This window comes from Butyrivibrio sp. AD3002 (assembly GCF_000420905.1).
Lineage (GTDB): Bacteria > Bacillota > Clostridia > Lachnospirales > Lachnospiraceae > Butyrivibrio.
Window position 1 is genome coordinate 250,801 of record NZ_ATVV01000001.1, and the last position, 17,999, is coordinate 268,799.

Annotated in this window: 16 protein-coding genes; 6 read left to right on the forward strand and 10 right to left on the reverse strand. The window is 38.4% G+C overall.

What is annotated here, in order from left to right:
- Nucleotides 1-60: 60 nt before the first annotated feature.
- The gene (locus tag G596_RS0101090) at nt 61-1,230 is read left to right on the forward strand and encodes an NAD(P)-dependent malic enzyme (RefSeq protein ID WP_022759978.1); all 1,170 of its coding nucleotides are present in this window, start codon (nt 61-63) and stop codon (nt 1,228-1,230) included.
- A gap of 67 nt (nt 1,231-1,297) precedes the next feature.
- On the opposite strand, the gene G596_RS0101095 is transcribed toward G596_RS0101090, so the two are convergent.
- Nucleotides 1,298-2,809 carry a carboxypeptidase M32 gene (locus G596_RS0101095; protein ID WP_022759979.1) on the reverse strand — a complete coding sequence of 504 codons (1,512 nt, stop codon included), beginning with the start codon at nt 2,807-2,809 and terminating at the stop codon, nt 1,298-1,300.
- A 215-nt stretch (nt 2,810-3,024) separates the two neighbouring features.
- Here G596_RS0101095 and G596_RS0101100 point away from each other — a divergent pair, with 215 nt between their 5' ends.
- From G596_RS0101100 to G596_RS0101120, 5 genes are all read left to right on the forward strand, one after another.
- Nucleotides 3,025-4,341: a DUF3798 domain-containing protein gene (locus G596_RS0101100; RefSeq protein WP_022759980.1), complete on the forward strand. Its 1,317-nt coding sequence runs from the start codon at nt 3,025-3,027 to the stop codon at nt 4,339-4,341.
- A 67-nt stretch (nt 4,342-4,408) separates the two neighbouring features.
- The gene (locus tag G596_RS0101105) at nt 4,409-5,995 is read left to right on the forward strand and encodes a sugar ABC transporter ATP-binding protein (protein WP_022759981.1); all 1,587 of its coding nucleotides are present in this window, start codon (nt 4,409-4,411) and stop codon (nt 5,993-5,995) included.
- Between the two features lie 13 nt (nt 5,996-6,008).
- Nucleotides 6,009-7,079, forward strand: a complete 1,071-nt coding sequence (locus G596_RS0101110; protein WP_022759982.1) for an ABC transporter permease — start codon at nt 6,009-6,011, stop codon at nt 7,077-7,079.
- On the forward strand, nt 7,076-8,182 hold the full coding sequence (locus tag G596_RS0101115) for an ABC transporter permease (protein ID WP_022759983.1): 1,107 nt from the start codon (nt 7,076-7,078) through the stop codon (nt 8,180-8,182). The genes G596_RS0101110 and G596_RS0101115 overlap by 4 nt, the downstream gene beginning before the upstream one ends.
- On the forward strand, nt 8,175-8,657 hold the full coding sequence (locus G596_RS0101120) for a DUF6672 family protein (RefSeq protein WP_022759984.1): 483 nt from the start codon (nt 8,175-8,177) through the stop codon (nt 8,655-8,657). Before G596_RS0101115 ends, G596_RS0101120 begins: the two co-directional genes overlap by 8 nt.
- Nucleotides 8,658-8,802: 145 nt before the next feature.
- Here the strand turns inward: G596_RS0101120 and G596_RS20445 are convergent, their stop codons facing one another.
- The 9 genes from G596_RS20445 to G596_RS0101165 all read right to left on the reverse strand — a co-directional run bounded on the left by G596_RS20445 (nt 8,803) and on the right by G596_RS0101165 (nt 17,900).
- Entirely contained in the window at nt 8,803-11,271 is a 2,469-nt protein-coding gene (locus G596_RS20445; protein ID WP_022759985.1) for an adenosine deaminase, read from the reverse strand.
- 52 nt (nt 11,272-11,323) lie between these two features.
- Nucleotides 11,324-11,917: a 5'-deoxynucleotidase gene (gene yfbR / locus G596_RS0101130; RefSeq protein ID WP_022759986.1), complete on the reverse strand. Its 594-nt coding sequence runs from the start codon at nt 11,915-11,917 to the stop codon at nt 11,324-11,326.
- A gap of 82 nt (nt 11,918-11,999) precedes the next feature.
- On the reverse strand, nt 12,000-12,629 hold the full coding sequence (locus G596_RS0101135; protein WP_022759987.1) for a cytidylate kinase-like family protein: 630 nt from the start codon (nt 12,627-12,629) through the stop codon (nt 12,000-12,002).
- 86 nt (nt 12,630-12,715) lie between these two features.
- Nucleotides 12,716-13,660: an RluA family pseudouridine synthase gene (locus G596_RS0101140; protein WP_022759988.1), complete on the reverse strand. Its 945-nt coding sequence runs from the start codon at nt 13,658-13,660 to the stop codon at nt 12,716-12,718.
- Nucleotides 13,657-14,196, reverse strand: a complete 540-nt coding sequence (lspA, locus tag G596_RS0101145) for a signal peptidase II (RefSeq protein ID WP_022759989.1) — start codon at nt 14,194-14,196, stop codon at nt 13,657-13,659. The genes G596_RS0101140 and lspA overlap by 4 nt, the downstream gene beginning before the upstream one ends.
- A 15-nt stretch (nt 14,197-14,211) precedes the next feature.
- Nucleotides 14,212-15,315 carry a 3-dehydroquinate synthase gene (gene aroB, locus G596_RS0101150; RefSeq protein ID WP_022759990.1) on the reverse strand — a complete coding sequence of 368 codons (1,104 nt, stop codon included), beginning with the start codon at nt 15,313-15,315 and terminating at the stop codon, nt 14,212-14,214.
- 62 nt (nt 15,316-15,377) lie between these two features.
- Nucleotides 15,378-15,905, reverse strand: a complete 528-nt coding sequence (locus G596_RS0101155; RefSeq protein WP_022759991.1) for a cell division protein SepF — start codon at nt 15,903-15,905, stop codon at nt 15,378-15,380.
- A 94-nt stretch (nt 15,906-15,999) separates the two neighbouring features.
- On the reverse strand, nt 16,000-17,415 hold the full coding sequence (locus G596_RS0101160) for an HlyD family efflux transporter periplasmic adaptor subunit (RefSeq protein WP_022759992.1): 1,416 nt from the start codon (nt 17,413-17,415) through the stop codon (nt 16,000-16,002).
- Nucleotides 17,416-17,480: 65 nt separating this feature from the next.
- Entirely contained in the window at nt 17,481-17,900 is a 420-nt protein-coding gene (locus G596_RS0101165) for a hypothetical protein (RefSeq protein WP_022759993.1), read from the reverse strand.
- Nucleotides 17,901-17,999 lie beyond the last annotated feature (99 nt).

The following is a 17,999-nucleotide window of genomic DNA, read 5'->3' on the forward strand; positions in this document are numbered from 1 at the left end:
TTTTTATACATATAAAATTCCTATTTATACAAAATATATAATGATTTAGGAGATGAGAAGATGAACTATTCAGAAGAGTCACTGCGTCTGCATGGAGAATGGAAGGGTAAGATTGAAGTTGTTTCAAGAGTAAAAGTTGAAAATAAAGAAGATCTTTCACTTGCTTATACTCCAGGAGTTGCCCAGCCCTGTCTTGAAATCCAGAAGGATTACGAAAAATCCTACACCCTTACAAGACGTCATAATCTCGTAGCTGTTATAACAGATGGTACAGCTGTTCTTGGTCTCGGGGATATCGGTCCTGAAGCAGGAATGCCTGTTATGGAGGGTAAATGTGCTCTTTTTAAGGAATTTGCGGATGTTGATGCTTTTCCTATCTGTATCAGAAGCAAGGATGTCGATGAAATAGTTCGTACTGTTTATCTTATTTCAGGTTCTTTTGGCGGTATTAATCTCGAGGATATCGCAGCACCGAGATGTTTCGAAATTGAGAAGAAATTAAAGGAGCTCTGTGACATTCCCGTATTCCATGATGACCAGCATGGAACAGCAGTGGTTGTTGGTGCAGCGCTTATCAATGCACTGCGAGTCGTAGGTAAAGAAATCTCTGATGCAAAAGTGGTAATCAACGGCGCAGGTTCCGCAGGTATTGCTATTGGTAAACACCTTCTTAATCTTGGTATAAAACACCTGAAAATGGTTGACAGAAACGGCATTCTCTGTGAAGGCGTCGAGATGAATTCAGCCCAGGCAGAGATGGCAGATATTACAAATCCCGAGAAATTCAGCGGAAAGCTTGCAGACGCAATGGAAGGTGCTGATGTATTTATCGGCGTCAGTGCTCCTCATATAGTCTCAAAGGATATGATTAAGTCCATGAATGAAAAAGCTATTGTTTTTCCTATGGCAAATCCTGTTCCTGAGATTGAGTCTGAGGAAGCGCTTGAAGCCGGTGCAGCAGTTGTCGGCACAGGCAGAAGTGATCATCCCAATCAGATTAACAACGTTCTTTGTTTCCCCGGTCTTTTCCGCGGAGCACTGGATGTACGGGCAAAGGACATAACCGAAGAGATGAAACAGGCTGCATCCTATGCACTTGCTAATCTTGTATCATCTGATGAATTAAACGAAAAATACATTCTTCCGCTTGCTTTTGATAAGAGAGTGGGACCTGCCGTTGCTGAGGCTGTAGCAAAAGCTGCAAGAGAATGCGGAGTAGCAAGAATATAAAACCAAAAAATACAAAACGGTACGAAGTATAATAATACTTCGGGCCGTTTTTTCTTAAAGTAAAAAATTATAAATTATATAATTCTGTGTATTTTTCTTCCAGGTAATCCAGGAAATCATCAGCTGTAAGTGTTCTTCCCGTGATTTCTTTTATCCATTCAGAAGGAGAAAGACGGTCTGCTTTCTTAAACACATTTTCAGCCATCCAATTATTCAGTGTCCTAAAATCGCCTTTAGAAACCAGACTATTTATGTCAATTTCATTTTTCATACGATTGTAGTACATAGCATTATACATATTACCGATAGCATAAGCAGGGAAATATCCAAAGCCAAAGGTCCAGTGAACATCCTGAAGTACGCCTTCCCTGTCATTTTCAGGCTCAATACCAAGGTATTCTTTATATTTTTCATTCCATACCTTTGGAACATCATCTATAGAAAGAGTACCTTCAAAAAGTGCCTTTTCGATTTCATAACGGATTATTACATGGAAGGTATAAGTGAGCTCATCTGCTTCAGTTCTGATAAGGGATGGCTCAACAATGTTTAGTGCTTCATATAATTCGTTTTCGGAAACATCCTTCATAACCTGAGGGAATACTTCACACACTTTAGGATAAATGAGACTTACAAATTCCTTTGAACGGCCAATTCTGTTCTCATATAACCTTGATACAGACTCATGCATTCCCATTGTCTTTCCACCATTTATAAAGTGTTCGTGGTTTTCTTCGGGAACAAGCATTTCAAAGAGAGCATGACCACCCTCGTGTATTATTGAATACATGCTTCCAATAAAGTAATTGGGGTAGTAGTGAGTAGTAACACGTACATCATCCTTACCAAGTCCGTTTGTAAACGGATGCTCAGAAGTTGTAAATGCACCTCTTTCAAGATCAAAATCAATTGTTTCAAGAAGCCATTTTGCTATATTTGCCTGCTGCTCGTCGGTAACCTCTATATCCAAAAAATCTCTTCTGATATTCTTTTTACTCTTCATAATCTTTTCAAGAAGAGGAAGCAATCTTTCCTTGCACTTTCCAAAGCATTCATCCAAAACATCGGTTGTAATATCACGTTCGTAATCATCAAGAAGCTGGTTATATACCGAACCTCCGGCACTAATATCCCTTAATTTGATTATTTCCTTGTTCATCTCAAAGACATTTTTAAATGATTCCCTGAACATGGAAAAATCGGATGCTTCCCTTGCTTTGGACCAGTCAACAAAGGCCTTATTGTAAACTAGTGAAATCTCCATATTCTTCTCGGGGGTTATGTTTTTTTCTTTGATGTATGTTCTGTGAAGCTGATCTGCTAAAGCAGCATCCCATTCAGTAAGTTCGTCCTTGTGTTCATAGAGATATTCCGCAGCTTCAGTGAACTTCTCATCTTTAGCGATTTTGAATGCCTGATTACTGAGAAAAGCCGATACCTCACCCTGAGTCTCCATTCCCTTAACGGGGCATATTGTTTCCTGATCATAGGATAAAATTCTGCATGCATGATTATACGTCTCGATTTCTTTAGACGCATTAAGAATATAATTTAATTTTTCCTGTGTTTCCTTTGTCATATTCGTTCTCTCTTTCTGAAAATAATAATATTTATTGTATATCACCTTATGTTAACCTTCAATAAGGATAAATTTTACAAAAAGAATGAAAAATATTTGTCAAATCATGAAGAAATTAATATCTGAATTGATATTTTTTATTGTGTTTTTTGAGTTTTCTCTATATAATTTCATTTATAAAGTTAACGCTTTAAAACTTCAAAGGAGGAAAGTGTATGAGAAAGTTAATTGGTGTTATGACCGCCACCGTTATGCTCTCCACAATGCTTATGGCTTGTGGTAATAGCGGCGCTGCTACTATCGAGACTGTAGAAGAGGATACTGCACAGACAGAGACCGCTGCAGATACTAATGAAGATGCGGCAACTGATGAGACAGCTGATGCTGAAACATCAGAGGAAGCTACAGAGGCGGCTTCAGAAGATTACCATATTGGTATTGTAACAGGATCTGTATCCCAGTCTGAGGATGACAGAAGAGGTGCTGAGGCATTTCAGGCAAAGTACGGAGAGGACAGAGTTATTCTTGCAACCTATCCCGACAACTTCACTGAAGAGCTTGAGACAACTATCCAGACAATCGTTAATCTTTCAGATGATGCTGATATGAAGGCTATCATCGTAAACCAGGCTATTCCCGGAACAACAGAAGCATTCCGTCAAATTAAGGAGAGAAGACCTGACATCATTTGTATCGCAGGTGAGTCTCACGAGGATCTTCCTGAAATCGGAAGTGCCGCTGATCTTGTATGTAACAACGACTTCGTTGCTCGCGGATATCTTATCATCCGTACAGCACACGAGCTTGGATGTGATACATTCGTTCACATTTCATTCCCTCGTCATCTGTCCTATGAGACAATGAGCCGTCGTGTTGCTATTATGAAGGCTGCTTGTGAAGAGTTCGGCATGGAATTCGTTATGGAGTCAGCTCCCGATCCGACAACAGACGTAGGTGTTCCCGGAGCACAGGCTTACATTGCAGAGCACGTTCCGGAGTGGGTTGAAAAGTATGGTCAGAATTCTGCATATTTCTGTACAAATGATGCTCACACAGAGCCTCTTCTCAGAGGACTTCTTGAGAACGGTGGTTACTTCATTGAAGCAGACCTTCCTTCACCTCTTATGGGATATCCCGGAGCACTTGGTCTTGACCTCACAGAAGAGGCAGGTGACTTTGAGAAGATCCTTGCTAAGGTTGAGAGCGCAGTTGTAGAAAAAGGCGGCGCAGGCAGATTCGGAACATGGGCTTATTCTTATGGCTACACTGTTTCAGCAGGTCTTGCACAGCATGCTATGAATGTAATCGATGGCAAGAGTGAACTCACAAATATCGATGATATTTCAAAGGCATACGAAGTATTTTCACCCGGTGCAGCATGGAACGGTTCCAACTACACCAACGCAGATACAGGCGTTAAGGCAGACAACACCTTCCTGATCTACCAGGATACATACATCATGGGTGATCCAGGAAAATACATGGGTTCAACCGAGGTTGAGGTTCCTGAGAAGTACTTCACAACAAAATAAGATTTACCTTATGTGGGGAGATGCTTTTTATCTCCCCATATTTTGAGGTATGGAAAGGTTTTAAATAATGGGTAAAGCACCACTACTTGAAATGAAAAACATAAAAAAGGACTTCTTTGGCAATCAGGTCCTTACCGACATCAACCTTACCTTGAATGAGGGCGAGGTAATAGGTCTTTGCGGAGAAAACGGTGCCGGAAAATCCACGCTAATGAAAATTCTGTTTGGAGCAGATTCCATACGTGAAACAGGCGGATATGGCGGAGATATTATTCTGAACGGTGAAAAGGTTTCATTTCAGTCCCCGTTTGATGCCATTGCCGCAGGTATTGGAATGGTACATCAGGAATTTTCACTTATTCCCGGATTTACGGCTACAGAAAACATTTTATTAAACAGAGAATCAAAGAAAACAAGTGTTCTTTCACAGCTTTTCAGTGACCGTATGGATACACTGGATCGTAAGGATATGGATACACGCGCTGATGAAGCTATTCAGAAAATGGGCGTTAATATAGATAAAAACATGCTTACTTCAAACATGCCTGTAGGCCATAAGCAGTTTACAGAGATTGCAAGAGAGCTTTCAAAGGAGCAGTTAAAGCTTCTTATTCTTGACGAACCCACTGCGGTTTTGACAGAAAAAGAGGCGGAAGCTCTTCTTGATTCTATCCGAGGCATGTCTAAAAGAGGTATTGCTGTTATTTTCATAACACACAGACTTGGAGAAATTCTCTCGGTATGTGACAGAGTCATTACCATGCGTGATGGCTATGTAGTTAACGAATCCGCAACAAAGGATACAAGTGTTGCTGATATCACTAAATGGATGGTCGGCCGTGACGTAGCGGGTTCCGATGCCAATTATGTTACCGAAGATCTCGGAGCTGACAAGAAGATCGTTATGTCTATCAGAAAGCTTTGGGTTGATATGCCTGGTGAAACCGTGCGAAATGTCAATCTTGACGTCAGAGAGGGTGAAATTTTAGGTATCGGCGGCCTTGCAGGTCAGGGTAAGCTTGGTATTCCGAACGGTGTTATGGGACTATATCAGGCCGGAGGAACCGTTACTTTCGAAGGCAATGATATTCCCTTAAATAATCCGAGAAAATGTCTTGATTCTTCATTTGCTTTTGTATCAGAGGATAGAAGAGGAGTCGGTCTTCTTTTAGACGAATCCCTAGAGTGGAATATTTCTTTCCCTGCAATGCAGATTCAGGACAAGTTTTTGAAAAAATATCTCGGAGGCATGATTAAATGGAGAGATGACTCCGCAATTAAAGCAGTCACCGACAAATATATTGATGAGCTTAAAATTAAGTGCACAAGCTCAACTCAGAAAGCAAAAGAGCTTTCAGGTGGTAATCAGCAGAAGGTATGTCTTGCAAAAGCCTTTGCGCTTGAACCTAAGCTGCTTTTTGTAAGCGAACCTACAAGAGGTATCGATGTAGGTGCAAAATCACTGGTGCTTGATGCTTTGAAAAAGTTCAATAAAGAAAAAGGCGTAACAATTGTCATGGTATCCTCCGAGCTGGAAGAGCTTAGAAGAACCTGTGACAGAATAGCGATCGTTTCAGGCGGAAAGGTTGCAGGTATACTCCCTGCAGGTGAACAGCTTGAAAAATTCGGCGAGCTTATGCTGCAAAACTGTTAAGGAGTAATACGTGATGAGTGAACAGACAACTACGATCACATTTAAAGATAGGGCAAGAAGCATAGCCAAGGATTTCGGCCTTCCGAGACTTATTATTACCGGTTTCCTTGTACTTTTACTTGTTGTTTCGCCCTTTGTGGGAGCTGATCTACCCACACAGATTTCAAATATTATTAACCGCTTTAGCTGGAACGGAATTCTTGTACTGGCAATGGTACCTATGGTTCATTCCGGTTGTGGACTGAATTTCGGCCTTCCTCTTGGAATTATTTCCGGCCTTTTAGGTGCAACTCTTTCAATAGAGCTTGGTTTTACAGGAACTATGTCATTCTTCATGGCAATTCTTCTTGCAACACCCTTTGCTTTGGTATTCGGAAGTGTTTACGGTTGGCTACTTAACAAAATTAAGGGTGGAGAGATGATGATTGCAACATATGTTGGATTTTCATCAGTTTCTCTTATGTGTATGATGTGGCTTCTTCTTCCTTACCACAGTCCCAACATGGTATGGGGTATGGCAGGCAAAGGTCTCAGAACTACAATTTCCCTTGAAGGTTACTATACTCAGGCTCTTGCAAAGATTCTTCAGATCAATATAGGTAATCTTTCAATACCTACGGGAGCCCTTATTTTCTTTGCGCTTCTTGCTTTCCTTATGTGGGCTTTCCTTCATACAAAGACAGGAACCGCTATGACTGCAGTTGGTTCAAATCCTGAATTTGCCAGATCTGCAGGAATTAATGTAAACAAAATAAGACTTATTTCCGTTGTAATGTCCACCTGGCTTGCAGCTATAGGCATTCTTGTTTATGAGCAGGGATTTGGCTTTATTCAGCTCTATATGGCACCTTTTTATATGGCACTTCCTGCTGTATCCGCAATCCTTATAGGTGGCGCATCCGTAAATAAAGCTTCAATTATGAACGTTATTATCGGAACAATCCTTTTCCAGGGTATTGTAACAATGACACCTACAGTAATGAACAATATGATTCATCTTGATATGAGTGAGGTTATCAGAATAATTGTTTCCAACGGTATGATTCTGTATGCACTTACAAGAAAAACGGAGGGAGCAAAATGAGTAAAAATAGTTTAGGCGATTACCTCAGAAGGTTTTCAGTACCTCTTATGTTTCTTCTTATATGTGCGGTATGTGCGCCGATTTCAGGACTTTCTCCGAGCTATCTGGCAAATGAGATTGTTACCAGAATGGGAAGAAATGCATTTTTGATCCTTAGCCTTCTTATTCCGATTATGGCCGGAATGGGTCTTAACTTTTCAATGACTCTGGGAGCTATGGCAGGAGAGATTGGTCTTATACTTGTATGTGATTGGCAGATTGTCGGAATCCCCGGTATGGTACTTGCCATGATCATTTCAATCCCGATTTCTGCACTGCTTGGTCTTTTCTGCGGAAAAGTGCTCAATATGGCTAAAGGCCGTGAGATGATCACGAGTTATATTATAAGTTTCTTTATCAACGGTATTTACCAGCTTGTCGTACTTTACCTTATGGGACCTGTTATTCCAATTAAGCATGGTACAATCAAGCTTCCCAGAGGTTATGGTGTCAGAAACACAGTATCCCTTTTATCCATGAGACAAAAGCTTGATAACCTTATTCCTCTTACCATTGCAGGAGTAAAGATTCCTGTCGCAACTTTCATTATCGTGTTTTTATTATGCCTTGTTATCATCTGGTTCAGAAAGACTAAGCTTGGTCAGGATATGAGAGCAGTCGGACAGGATATGGAAGTAGCAAGAGATGCCGGAATAGATGTTGAGCGTACCAGAATTATATCAATGGTTCTTTCTACAGTATTTGCAGGCATTGGTATGATCATCTATCTCCAGAATATGGGTAATATTGCAACCTACAGCTCACATTCACAGATTGGTATGTTCTGTATTGCAGCACTCCTTGTCGGAGGTGCTTCTGTAGATAAAGCATCTATCGGAAATGTATTCCTTGGAATAATACTTTTCCACACAATGTTTATCGTTGCTCCTAAGGCTGGAACTGTTATTACAGGCGATTCCATGATAGGAGAGTATTTCCGCGTATTTGTTTCCTATGCGGTTATTACAGTTGCACTTATAATGTATGAGACAAATAAGAGAAAGAATAAATCAAAAGAGAGCCAACAGCTTGCTTTGTCTCAGGAGGAGGAAGTAAATGGATAAATCAAAGAAAAAAGTCCTGATATATCGCATTATAGCTCTTGTAGTCCTCGTCCTGATTGCAGCAGCCATGTTTATAATCGGCAGAGGACATACAGTATATTTTGATAATAAACCACTTGAATATGGTGGAAAAACAATAGACGAAGTTCCTTATAAGATAGATGTCCTCGTAAACGGCGAAAAGGTAGCATCTATTAAAGAGGGCGAACGTGGTATGGTTGATACCATGGGACAAAACTTCAATATGCAGCTTCTTGTAACCAAGGAAAAAGATGGTAAAACCTCCAAGATTCAGGTAGGACTTCCTTTGCCATATAATATGGACGGAATTATATTAAACCTTCCGGCAATGCTTGCAGGATTACCGCAGGATGCATATATTTCAGAATTTATTCCGACACCATCAGCTGCAGAACTTGAAGATGAAGAAGTTGTAACTGATGAAACCGAAGGACTTATGGATTTCGGTGAATAAATTCCAATAGCATAATTAAATCAAAAGAGACAAGATCAAAATGATTTTGTCTCTTTTATAATGCATGTGTTTTTCACGATAGTAGTTGTAATATGTGCATTTTGGTGTGTAGATATAAAATAATATCATTGCAGAAAATTCCGGTTTAATGTAATTCCTTATCACCAAATTCGCTTTGAAGCTGCATTAGTTCGTTTACTATAGGATTCTCATTATCAAAGTATTTTACATATCCATGCAAGGATTTTGCCTTTTGCTTTAATGTTTTGGAATGACTCCAAATAAATATTACGGATTTACCTTTTCCGTTTTTTGCTTCCTGAATCAAATTGGCGGCAGCGCTGTTTCCGTCAAAGGCAACTACCATGGAGGGTCTTCGTTCAAATATCTCGTAATTGAAGCTTTTATATATCCCCATTCCTTCGGCTTCAGGGGAAACACGTATATACACACCTGCATCCTTTAATTTATCACGTTCACTCTTTGTGATTAGCATAGGAACTACGGCATAAATTCTAAATCCTTTTGAATTGTGATCAATTAAATATTTTTCATATCCTGAAAGCTTATGGCCTATTATAAAACAAACTTCATCAGGATTCATGAATTTTAATAAAGCATCAAGTTGTTTTTTTCCGTCCGGAGTGATATTTGTCGCACGTTTTTCGGTATTAAAACTGCCACCCAAAAGAACAACAGGAAAACGATCCCAGGTAATTTCACTAATTTCATCCATAAGCTCTTTATTTGCATCAAATCTTTTTACTTTTCTTGAAGATGACTTTGTTATTCTTACAGTCTTCATCTTTTCAAGCAAAAATTCCTCCATATCACGATTTTTCAGCATTGAAATAAAAGCAGCTTTTTTATCGGAATAAGCTATCTGCCCCTCTTCTATTATGCCTGTTTCCGCGTCTTTCATGAGTTTTAGTTCATCATCCGTAAGTTCAAGCATTTTCTTTAAAGAAAGCTGTTCATCAATCGAACTGGTACCGTACAGAGCCGCCCCGTCTGTACCCTGTACACATCTGATTCCCTGTTTTAAATAATACTTAAGCGGATGATCTTTGAGCGAGTTCAGGTTATTTAGACGAACATTACTTGTAAGCTGGAATTCCAGAACTATATTATTCTCTTTTAGCTGTTTTATTACTTCACGTCCTTTTTTAGACCGTGGTGAGTAGGTATAAAGGCCGTGTCCAAGCCTCATTCTGGGCATAGACTGCCCCGGAAGAAGGCAATCCTTAACACAATTAATGCTATGTGAAATATTATCCTTCAAGCTGTCATTTTCTCCTGCATGAACCCTTATAACGAAAGACGGATCAATAGCGGCAAATTTTACAAGCTCTCTAAATACAGGCTTAAGGGTGATAATATCGTTTATTTCTTCTCCGACAAAGTCGCAGCCTGCAACATAAGGATCAAGGAATGTGCCTCTGAGGACCTCCAAATTTTGTTCAAGATAATCGGCAGGAGTTATCGCGTCTTTTACAATTGTAAGCGGAATTCTTCTCATAGCAGCAAGAAATCTTATCATTACGCCTGTTTCCTGATAAATCTTAGGCATCACATCATGGACTTCCTTGAGCATTTCTACGGATTCATATTTCTTAACAAGTGTCGTATCGCTTATTTCCGCATAACAAACACCTTGTTTTTTATAGTTTCTTGCAATCCAAAGCAGCTTATCCTGAAAAATAGTATTTGATGCATAATCAGGATTTTCCTTGTCCTTTAGCATCTGCTTCACATGAACCTTTACATCCTCATCAGGAATCTGGTCTATATTGCCCAATCTGATCTTATCTTCACTTTCTTTTGCTTTACAAAAAACATATCTGTAAAGATAAACCTTCTCAAGATTAGTAAAAACGGCCTGTCCATCCTTTATAACCGCAAGAGAACCGCGTATCTTTACTATATTCATTTCTGCATTATCAAGGTTATTTAAAATAAGATCAGCAAAATTAATAAAAGTATTATCATTAATTCTTCTGTCCAAGTACTTTCCTTCAAGTCCCGAAGAGATAAACTGCCTTGCAACTTTATTTCTTTGTGCATTTAACTTATCCCATTGTTCATTGGTAAGTTTTAAATCAAGCTTTTTTACATAATACAAAGGGTATCTTATCTGATGGTAAATTCCCAGTGCAATTAAGATATCCCCGGGCAGATTGCCATTCATATGTGTGTGAAGATCAGCCCTGAATTTAAGTTCTTTATTTACATAGGTTTTGAAAATTGTTTTAGAAAGATCAAGCTGGTAGTTTTTTGTCTGACTCATGAGAGTCTTGGCTATAGCCGGAATTGTAGCTTTTAGATCAACACGGCCATCAGGAAAAATATCGGCAATTTCAATGTCTCCAAGGCTAAAAATATAAGACTCACAGTTATCTGCATCTACAAAGCACGGAACTTCACCCTCAATGACAAATAAACCTTCCTCATTTTGAGTAAGAGGTAATTTGCATATTGATGCAAGATTCCTGATCAGGTTCCCTGTATGATGATTCGGAGTGGACAATACATAATAAAGTCTGTCCAAGTCCTTATAGAGACTTACAATTATATCCTTTTCCGCATCAAGAAAAAAACAGGTGAAATAAGTCATTAAACATCCCTCATATTAAGATAAGACAAGTATATTGATGAATATTATACAATTATGAAAGCTCATCAAGCGTTTTACCATAAGGCTCGAGGAAATCATCCATGAAGTCCAAGACCTCCGGTAATTCTCTTTTTAATTTATTCAGAGATTTCAGTGTGCTCTTTTCAGCCGTCCTGAATTCACTGTTACCCGCATTCTTTTCCTCAATACATTTAATAAATGCAGATAGTTTATCTGCGGCTTTTACAAGCTTTCTCATATAAAGCTCATCTTCGCCTTCCTGAGTTTTAAATATCTTCTCAAATGATGGCTGGAGGTCTTCAGGAAGCTTATGTAAGAGCTGCACATCAGCAATTGCTTCTACCTGTTTATATGCGGTCTTAAGCTCTTCATTGTAATATTTTACCGGAGTCGGCATATCACCGGTAATAATCTCCGAAGCATCATGATAAAGCCCTATCAGAGCCGCCTTCTCCGCATTTAGATTTCTTCCATATCTTACATTTCCAATAACGCAAAGAGCATGCGCAATCATAGCAACTTCAAGGGAGTGTTCGCATAGATTCTCCTGCCTTGAGTTACGCATAAGCGCCCATCTTTCGATATATTTCATCCTGGAGATAATAGCGAAAAAATTGTAAGCCATATTTTGATATCAAAAAGGAGCAAACAGCAAAAAGTCTGCTCCTTTAATCCTTTCTTAAGTCTGTAAAATAAGATTAAACCGGTTAGTCTCTGTTTTCAAAATCCTCAACAAACTGACAAATCAGATCAACTGTGCCATCTATACCCAGAACGCTGCTGTTTATTGTAAGATCATAAGTATCGGATCTTCCCCATTTCTTTGAGGAATAATAATTATAGTAACTCTGTCTCTGTTTATCTTTTTTTAGCATCATCTCGAGTGCTTTATCTTTATTGGTAACATCCGGATATCGCTCCATCAGACGGGCAATCTTATCATCCTCATCACCGTGTATAAAGATATTTAAAACGTTTTTATACTCCGAAAGCGCATAATCGGCACATCTTCCAACAATTACGCAAGGGCCTTCGTCAGCAATTTTCTTGATGGTATCAAATTGTGCAAGAAAAATCTTATGGCTGATAGGCATGTCAACAAAACTGGAGGAATTATATCCAAATGAATACGTATCCATGACAAGATTATATAGGAATGATGTGGTCGGCCTCTCATCGTGATCCTGAATCATTTCCTGCGCAAAGCCACTCTCAGAAGCCGCTCTGGTCAAAAGTTCTTTATCATAACACTTAATACCGAAGCGTTCAGCTACCTTTCCACCAATTTCACGTCCGCCTGAACCAAATTGTCTGCCTATTGTTATGATTGTATTCATAATAAAACCTCCATTTAAAAGATTTCATATATTTGAATACATTATACCATAATTGTATGCCTGTAATTAAGAAAAAAGTGGGAAATTCAGCTTAATATTTCAAGCAGATGCTGAAAATAATCCGGCAATGGCGCATCGGTTTCAATATAATCTCCGGACACAGGATGCTTGAATCCAAGTGTTTTAGCATGAAGACATTGTCCCTGAAGCTTGAATTTGCTTTTAAAGGATGGCCCATATACAGTATCTCCCAATAAAGGGTGTCCTATATGCGCCATATGAACCCTTATCTGATGAGTTCTTCCTGTTTCAAGATGACATTCAACATATGTCATTTTGTCCTTTTCAAAACGCTTTAAAACTTTATAATGAGTAACTGCTGTTTTTCCCTGTCCCTCAGGTACTATACTCATCTTTTTTCGGTCAGATACAGATCTTCCTATATTACCTGTGATTGTCCCCTCATCATCTTTAATAATCCCGTGACACAAAGCATGATATACACGATTGATGCTGTGTTCTTTTAATTGATCAGCAATAGCCCTGTGCGCAATATCATTTTTGCATATTATTACAGATCCCGTAGTATCCTTATCTATTCTGTGAACAATACCGGGTCTCATCACGCCGTTAATTCCGGAAAGATCATCTCCAAGGTAATACATAAGTGCATTAACAAGAGTCCCTGTATAGTGTCCGGCTGCAGGATGAACAACCATATCTTTCGGTTTATTTACAACAAGAACGTCCTTGTCTTCATATATTATTTCAAGCGGTATGTTTTCCGGCTCAATATCGGGAATAATGGACTTTGGAATCTCCATTTCAAGTATATCACCCTCAGATACAGAAAAACTTGCTTTCACAGGTTTTCCGTTGACAAAAACTTTCTGATCCTTTATGAGTTTTTGGATATAACTTCTGGACATAGAATCAGAGAGAGAGCTCATAACCTTATCAACTCTCTCTCCGTCATTATCCTCTCCGGCCACGTATTTTACTCTGTTTTCTTTATCAAAAGTATCCGTCATTTTAACTCCCTGTACTTTTTCTGCTGTTTAAAGCTAAGAAAATCAAAGTCCTTCTCCTTATAATAAAACAGGAAAAGAATAATAAATAAAATAGTGGAAACAGTGACATATATATCAGCCACATTAAAAATAGGGAAATTAATGATCACAAACGAAATAAAATCAACAACATACTCATTTCTAATTCTGTCAATCATATTCCCGGCAGCGCCACTTGCAATCATTACCAGTATTATCTGTAGTATAGTATATTTCTTTTCAAGGGGAAGCTGAAAAAGAACATATCCTATAACCAAAATTATCATTACCGCAATCATAACAAAAAATATTTTTTGGTTCTGCAGAATTCCGAAAGCGGCACCATGATTCTTCAAAAATGTAAGTTCAAGTACCCCTTTTATAATTACAAAGGATTCCTTCCCCTGCAACTTTTCGACCGCAAGAAATTTCGTAAACTGGTCAAGTGCAACAAGAAGAATCATTGATATCAAATCAACAATAAGGCATATTTTTTTTCTTGTAGTAATCTTATTCATAAAATGCTCCAAATATTATTCAAAGTCGTCCGTCCAGGTAATTTCCTTTAATGCTTCTCTAACCTCATCATCTGTAACAGATGGATCAATGACAGCTTTTCCAACTTTTTTCAAAAGGATAAATTTAATTGTATTTCCATCTGCTTTTTTATCAGAATGCATGAGTTCAATAACTTTTTCAGCATCAATATCAGTTACTGAAATGGGGAGTCCAAACGGAACAAACATGTCTCTTATCTCATAATACTCTTCCATCGAAAGCATCTGCCTCTTCCAGGAAATAAAAGCTGCAGCCACACAGCCAAGTGCTACGCATTCTCCATGAAAAAGTGTAAAGTCCTTATATTTTTCTATAGCATGGCCAATTGTATGTCCAAAATTAAGAAGTGTTCTATCACCTTTTTCAGTAGGGTCTTTTTCAACCACAGCTCTCTTAATTGAACAGCTCTTTTTGATCATAGACATGAGCGTTTCAGGATCTTTTTCCTCTATCTCATACATGTTATCTATTAACCACATGTAGAAATCGGAGTCTTTTATCAGACCATGCTTCATAACCTCTGCAAATCCCGAAGCAAACTGCTCACCGGGTAAAGAATTAAGAACGCTGACGTTCATATATACAAGTTTAGGCATATAGAAAGCGCCCACCATATTTTTATAGCCTTTAAAATCAACTCCTGTCTTACCGCCTATGCTACTGTCCGTCTGAGCAAGAAGCGTTGTAGGAATCTGGATAAACGCAATACCCCTGAGATACGTTGCAGCAGTGTATCCGACCATATCGCCTACAACACCGCCTCCAAGGGCAACTATAAGATCATGCCTGTCAAAATGGTTATCAATAAGTACCTGATATATTTTTTCAATCTCTGAAAGATTTTTGTTCTCTTCACCTGCCGGAATGGCATATACAACTGTTGTAGGAGAAACTGTCTCCAGGCACTCCTTTATCTGTTCTGCATATAGCTTCTCAACATTTGTATCAGTTATTATAGCAATCTTTCTTCCGGAAAAACCAAGCCCTGATATTCGTTCAGCCAATCCTTCAAAGCTGTCATCCAAAACTATGTCATAACATGGTTCATTATTATATTGTACATTCAAAACTTCTGACATACTTAAGTCCTCACAAAAAGGCAGAAGCAAAAAGCTTCTGCCTCAAAAAATCATTTATAAAATTACATCTGCTGAGGTCCGATGCTACCAAGTGAGCCCTCATAAGCTCCACCTAATATATCCTGAAAATCACCCGATATATCTACACTTGCAGGTGTAACAATAAATATATATCTGGAAATCTTCTGAAGATTACCGTTTATTGCAAAACAAGAACCTGAAGTAAAATCAATAATTCTCTGCGCAAGTTCAACATCTATTCCCTCAAGGTTAAGTACAACAGTACGATTATTAAGGAGGGTCTCTGTAATCTCACGTGCATCCTCTATAGAGGTGGGTTTAACAACACATACCTCCATGCCGCCAACACCTCTGTTTCTTGATGGAACAGGTCTTGGTGCAGCAACAGGTTTCTTTGTAAGTCTCTCCTCATTTATCTCGATTGAAGGATCATCTTTACCTAAAGAGCTAGCTTTATGTATAGGCTCTATCGGGCTATCATAATAAGCATCATCATCCTGATCGTAGTAACCACTTTCATCATCCCCATTCAGCTTCATAGCTGACAAAAACTTATCCATTACACTCATGTGATATACTCCTAATCCCCAAATAATTCTATGTAACTAATTTGGTATAATTATTACCTATTAATAGATACATATATACAACTATTATATTATGCTAGTTTTCGCTCGAAGTGTCAAGGTTCTTAACGTCTCCTTTAACTGTCGAGGCATCCAGAACAATATAATCATAAACGTTTAATCCATAATTTGTATTTGATTTTACGATAGCATATTCCTCATTTTGATAAAGTATACTTATCTGTCTGAAATCAGCATAACCTTTATTGATATTATATACGCCAACAAGCGTGTCCTTTGTACTGATAGTAAACTTCTCCTGAGAATCCGACTTAATGAGTAAATCTCCGGCTCTAAGTACATCGTCATCAACATAATAAGCTTCATCATTCTCATTATAGAGTTCAATCTCTATAACTTCAGGTGATTCCTTACCGTTTTCATCATACTTATCTCTCAGTACAGTCGAAGTATTATTAACACCTTTGGATACATATTCCTTCGGTATAACAAAAAAGCTTTTTTCTGCTATTGATGAATTTGGAATTTTAAGTCCTTTTTCCTCTTCCGTAATCAGCTCAACATTAAGGAATCTGTCTTTTGAAAAAGTAATCATCGAGTTTGTGAATGAAAGTCCGACAAAAGTGTCACCTGCATCATTTGTTACATAGGATACCTTCCCCCACACTTCATCCTGATTTTTTAAAAATCTGACCTTAACATATTCTCTTTCCGCGAGAGCCTTTACCTTATCCAGGTCATTCTCATTGATAGCTATCATCCAGTCTTCATTTGTCGAAAGCTTAAAAGCAGGATCCCCAACACCGACAAGAGAATTACTTATTAGCTGCTTTCTCTCATATTTCGTGCTATCCATAAGGTCCTTACTTAGATCTGCAAGCCCAATATTTTCATAGCCATCAATATAATACTGAACTATTCCGGTATCCGATGAATAGCAGTAATTAATACTATTCAAGGCCGATGCATTTCCGCTAAGTGATTCAATACTTTGAAGAACACTGGCACTAGCCAGCTTTTGAACGGTACCATCAAGGCTACTCTTAAAATCATACACAGTGGAAAATGATCTTGGATCAAAGTCCTCACTATAGCTGACTATCTGAGAACGAAGTTCACTTAAATCATCATCGGAAAGTGCTGCCTGCTCAGTACCCTGAGTTTTAAGGTACTCAAGAAGGTCGCCCGATTCATCAACTGTGTATACAAGATTTCCAACTGCAACCCTTTGACCCTCTGTAGCAAAATAATTTACATAACCTGCATTCGATGCTTCAACAACCTTTTCCTGCCGAAGTGCTACAGCTTCGTAGATATTATTTGAGGAAAGAGAGCCTTCTCTTACTTCATATCCGACAATATGCTTTTTACTGAAATAACTGAAAACACAGATAACAACATATACCATCATAAATGCAAAGAATATAATCCCGACATTTATATGCAGAAAAGAAGGATATCGTGTTATCTTGTTCTTCTTCTTTTTTACCATATTTTAAACTAAAGATAAGTCGCGACAATGCCGCGACTTATCGATATCCTATTCTAAATTTATAATCAGAGCGCCATTGCAACCTTTGATTTTACACTTTCAGGAAGCTCAGATTCATCCATTGAAACACTGAGTACGAAATCAACATTGAATTTCTCACTCAAACGCTCGAGCTTTTCAATTGTAGGGGTGATATCTTTTCCTTCAAGACAAGCAATGTTGAGGAAACCATCAAAATACATTTGCTGAAGATCGTGATCCTGTGAAATCACGCCGCTGACGAAACCGATAAATTCGTCTGAATTCTCAATCATAAATTCCGGAACTACAATAAGGCGAACTTTGTTGTTAAGTTCAAACATGTGCTTTGTATTTCTGTCAAGAAATACAACATTACCTAAAATGTTCTTAACCTCGGTATTGACCTTGTTCAACAGGCATTTTGTCTTGCCCTTTCCCTTATTCCCAACAATTAATTGAACCATATCCATACCCTCCAGTGTGTGTTATTTTTTTTGAGATAAGGCTCGGAAATGTTCGATTTTACCGCTTTAGGTATTATCTAAAACGCTTATCTCTTTTAA